The organism is Stenotrophomonas sp. P5_A8 (assembly GCF_056400545.1).
The window spans coordinates 1-1,296 of the sequence record NZ_JBFULB010000552.1 but is presented as its reverse complement, the minus strand read 5'-3'; the positions used below and the strand labels follow the sequence as shown (position 1 = coordinate 1,296).

Genomic DNA, 1,296 nt, shown 5'->3' with positions numbered 1-1,296 from the left:
GTCGAGCAGGCGTCCGGCTGAAGTTAGCGCTGGAAGGTTTGGCGGACGTTTACCACGTCGGTGTGACACGCTTTGCGTTCTTGGTCGACCTACCCAGTCCAAAGGAATTGGAAGCGCTGGTGAACGAGCTTCGCCAGCGCATGTCCCGGCCATTGATGGCAGCGGCAGTTCCGATGTCTCCGCGCTTCTACGCGGGAATCTGCGCTGTGACTCTGGGCGCGGACACCGGTGACGATGTGATTCGTAAGGTATTGATCGGGCTGCATGAATCCTTCGAAGCGCGGCAGCCCTTCGCCTGGTATTCCGAGGAGCGCGACGATCGCATGCGTCGGGGATACCGTTTGGCCGCTGACGCAGAGCGCGGGCTCCGGAAGGACGAGTTTTATTTGCAATATCAACCGCGCTACCGCGCCTGTGACCTTCAGCCGGTGTCGGCGGAGGCCTTGCTTCGCTGGACGCACCCCCGCTTGGGGCCTGTGAGCCCAGGAGAGTTCATCCCGATATTTGAGCGGACCGCTTTGATGGAGGCTGTCACCCCGTGGGTGCTCGATGCTGCGCTGGATCAACTGGTCGCGTGGCGCGCCGCACGTCACTATTTAGCCCTCTCCATCAATCTGTCCGGCGCTGACCTTTCCTCTGAAGACGCTTGGACAAGACTTCGTTCAATGCTTGAGGCGCGCCGCCTGCCCTTTGACTGCATTGAAATTGAAATTACGGAGGGCGAGTGGCTACGCGCCGACTCGGTCGCCGGGCGTCAGATCAGAGCAATGGCCGATGCCGGCATCAAAATTGCGATTGACGACTTCGGGAGCGGCTACAGCAATTTCGGCTACTTGTCTGACCTGCCGATCGACACCATTAAGATGGATAAGTCCCTGATCGACAATCTGGAGACCGATCCCAAGGCCAAGCCCAAGGTCCTGGCGATCATTAACCTAGCTCGCGAGCTCGGCTACCACACTGTGGCAGAAGGTGTAGAGACACCGGCTCAACTCCGCTTTCTGCAGGAGCATGGATGCGATCAGATCCAAGGATATCTCCTCTCCCGCCCCCTCAATGCCGAAGCGCTACTTCAGGTTTTCAGTGACCGCGGAACCGGAGAGAGCGAGGACAAGGCCTCCGTGAATTCTTAGGAACCCTACCCGACGAGAAGTTGGATTCGTTTCCGTCGTGAACCTTTTGCGGCAGCGACCAAACCTACACCTGCAACGCATGTATCGCAGCACCTTCCGTGTAACGCTGATCCGCAATGGGTGTCGGCGTTTCCTTTTTGCTGGCCGCTCTCGGCTTCTTAGC

1 protein-coding gene is annotated in these 1,296 nt (G+C 58.6%); it reads left to right on the top strand.

From position 1 onward, the window contains the following. Positions 1–1,133, top strand: a 1,133-nt coding sequence (locus AC1DQP_RS20595; RefSeq protein WP_478052443.1) for a GGDEF domain-containing phosphodiesterase, incomplete at its 5' end; no start/stop codon positions are given. Positions 1,134–1,296: the final 163 nt, after the last annotated feature.